4 protein-coding genes are annotated in these 4862 nt (G+C 42.7%); all 4 read left to right on the top strand.

Annotated features, from left to right (window positions below; genetic code table 11):
* On the top strand, positions 1-332 hold a 332-nt coding region (locus DZ54_RS19770), incomplete at its 5' end, for a transposase (protein ID WP_037353819.1).
* A gap of 324 nt (positions 333-656) precedes the next feature.
* Positions 657-1853, top strand: a complete 1197-nt coding sequence (locus DZ54_RS0106865) for an N-acetyltransferase DgcN family protein (protein WP_025673540.1) — start codon at positions 657-659, stop codon at positions 1851-1853.
* The gene (locus DZ54_RS0106860) at positions 1850-2908 is read left to right on the top strand and encodes an alanine/ornithine racemase family PLP-dependent enzyme (RefSeq protein WP_025673539.1); all 1059 of its coding nucleotides are present in this window, start codon (positions 1850-1852) and stop codon (positions 2906-2908) included. The genes DZ54_RS0106865 and DZ54_RS0106860 overlap by 4 nt, the downstream gene beginning before the upstream one ends.
* A 922-nt stretch (positions 2909-3830) precedes the next feature.
* Positions 3831-4793: a hypothetical protein gene (locus DZ54_RS0106850; RefSeq protein ID WP_025673538.1), complete on the top strand. Its 963-nt coding sequence runs from the start codon at positions 3831-3833 to the stop codon at positions 4791-4793.
* The last annotated feature ends 69 nt before the right edge of the window (positions 4794-4862 follow it).

Genomic DNA, 4862 nt, shown 5'->3' with positions numbered 1-4862 from the left:
AACTCGAAGCCAAATGGGGCGACAAATACCCGATAGTGATCAAATCTTGGCGCAGCAAATGGCCGACGTTATCAGGGTACTTTAAGTATCCGGACTACGTGCGAACAGCCATCTACACGACTAACGCGGTGGAGGCGGTCCACCGCCAGTTCCGCAAGCTAACCAAAACCAAAGGGGGCTTTCCAAACGAAAATAGTTTGCTGAAATTATTGTATGCAGGGATACTAAAAGCGTCTGAGCGATGGACACATCCGGTGCAGAATTGGAACCTCACACTGTCGCAGTTGGCAATCCATTTTGAGGGTCGACTGGATGATCACATCGCGCTATGATTTTTAGCTGACACAGAATATTGAACACCCTCCACCAATCAATTAGAATAGACGCCTTAGGGCGTCTTTTTTATTGTCTGAAAATCCGCCACCCTAACCTAAACGCTTCCTTGTGACTTTTTTCCGTCTTTTCAATCGAGTCCGTCAGCACAGTTGCTATTCACCCCGCCACTTCCTTCGTCACTAGACAAATAAGCCTTTGTCTTCTCAGAAACTGTGATACTGTTTAGTTCTCTCCTACAGCTTAGTAGGATCTCTTTTCTTTACTGGGCGAAAGACTCAGCAATTCTTAGTGGCCCTTCTAAGCCTAACCAGGCTTCAATAATGTCTATATCACCGAAAGCAGCACAAAAGCCAACTCGATTAGTACCAGGAAAAACATCTTGTGAAGTCGCCGTTTTAGCACCACAAACTTCCCTATTCGATAGCCAAGATATATTAATCCCAACGGCGATTATTTATTGTGAAGGGCATTTTGGTAAAACTGATGGGAAAACCGCTAATGGCCTTGTTAGATACTCACAAAAGTATCGCATCCTCTCCGTCATAGACAGCTCCCTGGCAAACAAAGACGCGGGCGAAGTTCTCGACAAAACGAAAAATAATATCCCTATTTTCGCCAACCTCGAAGATGCCTTACATAATGAGTCCACACGACCTGATTATTTTATTTTTGGTGTCGCCCCTTCCACAGGTTTACTGTCCGATTTAGACAAAAATGTCATCCTCAACGCCATGTCAAGGCAACTCAATATCGTGAATGGATTGCATGAATTTCTCAATGATGATGTTATTTTTGTTGATGCGAGCAAGAAGAACAACGTCCACATATTGGATATTCGAAAACCAAAGAAAAAAGAAGCGTTAAAAACATTTACCGGGCAAGTCCATAGCGTGACATGCCCCATCGTCGCTATTTTGGGGACAGATTGTGCGCTCGGAAAACGAACCACCACGACAATATTGGCTCAAGAGCTAAGGAAGGTAGGGTTAAACGTTGTCATGGTTGCCACCGGCCAAACCGGCATTATTCAGGGTGAACGCTATTGTGTTGCACTCGATGCAGTCCCCTCTCAATTTTGTGCTGGCGAATTAGAGGCTGTCATCGTCGATGCCTATACTCAAGAAAACCCAGACATTATTTTGGTCGAAGGTCAAGGTGCTCTCAGTCATCCAGCCTTTTCCACTAGCTCATTTATATTGCGAGGGAGCTGTCCGACAGCCGTTATCTTACAACATGCACCGAAACGCCTTTATCGTGTCGATTTCCCGAATATGGAGATACCAACGGTCGCGAGCGAAATCAACCTTATCGAGACATTCTCGAATACACATGTCATTGGGGTCACCCTCAACCACGAAGGAATGTCGATGGGAGAAACATTATCTTATATCAAAACATATACTCATGAACTTAAACTCCCCGTCACCGATCCCTTATCTCAACCGAAAGAGCAATTATTACAGATCCTACTTTCAGCGTTTCCACTGCTAGAAGATAAAATTGAAGCAAAGCAGTGAGCTATCCAAGAGTAGAACTCGATTGCGCTAAAATACACTTCAACACCCAGCTTCTAATAGACAAGCTGACTCTAAAAGGGATAAGCGTCACCCCCGTCACCAAAAGCTGTTTGGGTCATCCTATCATTGCCAATACGCTAATTAATGCTGGCGCGACCATGCTGGCTGACTCACGAGTGAATAATATAAAACGGATGAGAGATGCTGGCATAACAGTGCCAACGCTATTAATACGCTCTCCGATGCTAAGCCAAATAGAGAGCGTAGTAGCATACTGCGATATCAGCCTGAATACTGAAATTGCGGTGATGAGAAAACTCTCTGAGGCTGCTCTACGATGTCATCGCATTCACCAGGTGATCATCATGGTTGAACTGGGAGATTTAAGAGAAGGAGTCATGCCTGGCAACCTTGTTCATCTCGTCAAAGACGTCATTAAGCTGCCCAACATCAAACTAAAAGGTATAGGTGCGAATTTAACCTGCCGTTACGGTGTTGAGCCAGACGATATCAACATGCAACTTTTATCGGATCTTGCTGAGCAGATCGAGATAACGTTTTCACTAAAGCTAGACATCATTTCGGGTGGTAACTCAGGCTCAATAAATTGGGCATTAGCCTATCAAGGCCAAACCCGTATTAATCATTTACGACTAGGCGAAGCGGTTTTTTTAGGCTTAGTCCCGAAAAATCAGCCGCAAATATCGGGCTTATCATCCACGGCGATCACATTAACAGCCGAAGTGATAGAATCGAGCCAAAAACCTTCATATCCTTGGGGAAATAGAGGTGTTAATGCCTTTGGAGAAACCGCTAGCCTACAAAATAGAGGTCAGGTCAACCAAGCCATTCTTGCATTGGGACGACAAGATGTCTGCGTTGACGGATTACACCCTCCCAGCGGCATGACAATCGCCTCATCATGCAGTGATCATTTAATGGTTGAGACAGCAGACCAGATTCTAGCAGTCGGTGAAACCGTCACCTTTGGGTTAGCCTATAGCGCGTTTCTTTCAGCCATGACGTCTGAATTTGTCGATAAAATTTACCAGTAACAGTTAACCTCATCGCATTTTGTTATAACAGGCGTGATAATGCATTTACTCAGCAAGAGCCTGATCTCAAGTCAAAAAATGTGTTTAATCAACCAACACAAATTGTATCGCAACCTTTGCGCTTAGCCTCATACATCAATTTATCAGCTCTGATCAAAATTGTGCCAGAAGAGTCACCTGCCTGTAGCTGCGTCAAGCCAACACTGACGGTTAACGAGACATCGATCGCTTGTTCAATACTCGCAATGGTAACCATACATCTGTGATTTAAATCACTCCTAGGCAGGTATATTGGCAGGAGAAATTCAGCTTTAAGAGCCCATGTTTGCTTATATTTACTAACGGTAATACATGCTACGCAGTCAAGTGATGCGAATGTGCACCTATACCTGGACGCCCCGATAATGGTTAACCTTTCACCATCCGTCATCATCACCTACCGAAACCAAAAGGTGAATAATAATGCTTAAAAAATCAACTAAAAACCGAATGTATTAATTTAAAATCAAAAAATATGAATAAAAAATCACTCCTTATCTCTTTGTCACTATAAAATAAAACCTTCTATTTATCGAGTAATCGATTACTAAAATTTTTATTCCATAGCGATTACTACTCTTTTTTTGGTTTTATTTGGTCGTTTATTCTACCTGAACAAGAGCTGAATGGTCATTGGCTCGAACCCGCATATAGAAAATAGAGCAAAAAAACTAATTGATAGTTAACTCAAAATTAACACCATTGTCATGGTGCTGACGCATTGCTAGCATAAATCCACATTCGCAAACCAACCATCTACCCACATTTTGTGGTACTAAAAGGATCGCGAATGCCAAGGAATAGGCTGTCGCCCGGTATTTAGAATAACGGAAAGGTACCGTCATCAGATAGTAACGTCTAAAAATCAGAACGCTTACTCTCGGTGAATAATGATAAAGCGGCAGGACTCGGTAGTTTATTAAAGAAGGGATACTTTAAAGTGAGCAATACAATCCAAAAAACAGCGCTTGCCGCTGCCATCTCTCTCGCCAGCACAACAAGCTTTGCCGGTGAATTGGGCTCTTTGACCAGTGAAATAAAAGTCAACGACTATGAAAAAGGCCTAACCAAAACAGAAGTTACGATCGGTAAAGGCTCGTATAAGTTGACCGACGATAACAGCTTTCTTTTTGACATTGATAAAGACTTTATCAAGAGAGAAGGAGAAGATAGAAAAGAAGGTTGGGATACTCAATTTGGCCTAGCCCAAGGCGTAGGCACTGTGGGTGACTTCGATGCAACCATGTATTATTTGTTTCGCTATGATGCCTCTTGGAAAGCCAGTGATGCATCCGATAGCTCAGATACAAAGCAATACATTATTGCTCCGTACTTCAGTAAAGACATCACCCTTGGCGGAAAAGATTTCTCCTTTGGTATCGAGCTGTGGGCACAATTGGGTAACGACAATGATGATAGCCTAAAAAATATTAGTGGCGCGGAAACCAACTTTTACCTTTCTGGTGATCTGTCTGAACACTGGAATCTCGAACTAGCATGGTATAACTTCGATTATTATGACACGGATGAAGAGGAGTACGATTACCAAATTGGTACCGAGAACTATTTGACCTACTCGCTCCCACTCGTCTCAGGCTTTTCATTTAACATTGAGAACTATGTTGAGGCATATCATACACCAGATTCAGATACCACATTGGCTTGGGCGCATATTCAGCCTGAGTTTGAATTTAAAAAGCAAGTGAATGAAAACTTCTCTTGGCATGCTGGTGTATCTTACGAAGCCTTTAGTTGGGAATTTAAAGATGCAAAAGGCAATAAAAATGACAAAGATATCTTCGACAATAACGAATTCCAAGCCTATTTAGGTTTTACCATTAAGTAACCGTGCCACACTGCAGGCAAATTCAACTTGCCTTTTGCCTGCAGTGTTTAAATAACATAGCCCCTTCCC

This window comes from Salinivibrio socompensis S35 (genome assembly GCF_000513715.1).
In the GTDB taxonomy this organism is placed as follows: domain Bacteria; phylum Pseudomonadota; class Gammaproteobacteria; order Enterobacterales; family Vibrionaceae; genus Salinivibrio; species Salinivibrio socompensis.
Note: the sequence above shows the minus strand (reverse complement) of the source record. Positions and strands in the feature narration are given on the sequence as shown.

Bases quoted from the DNA above. Each gene is read 5' to 3' on its own strand.
- DZ54_RS0106865 (WP_025673540.1), top strand. From the start codon at position 657: ATGTCTATATCACCGAAAGCAGCACAAAAGCCAACTCGATTAGTACCA.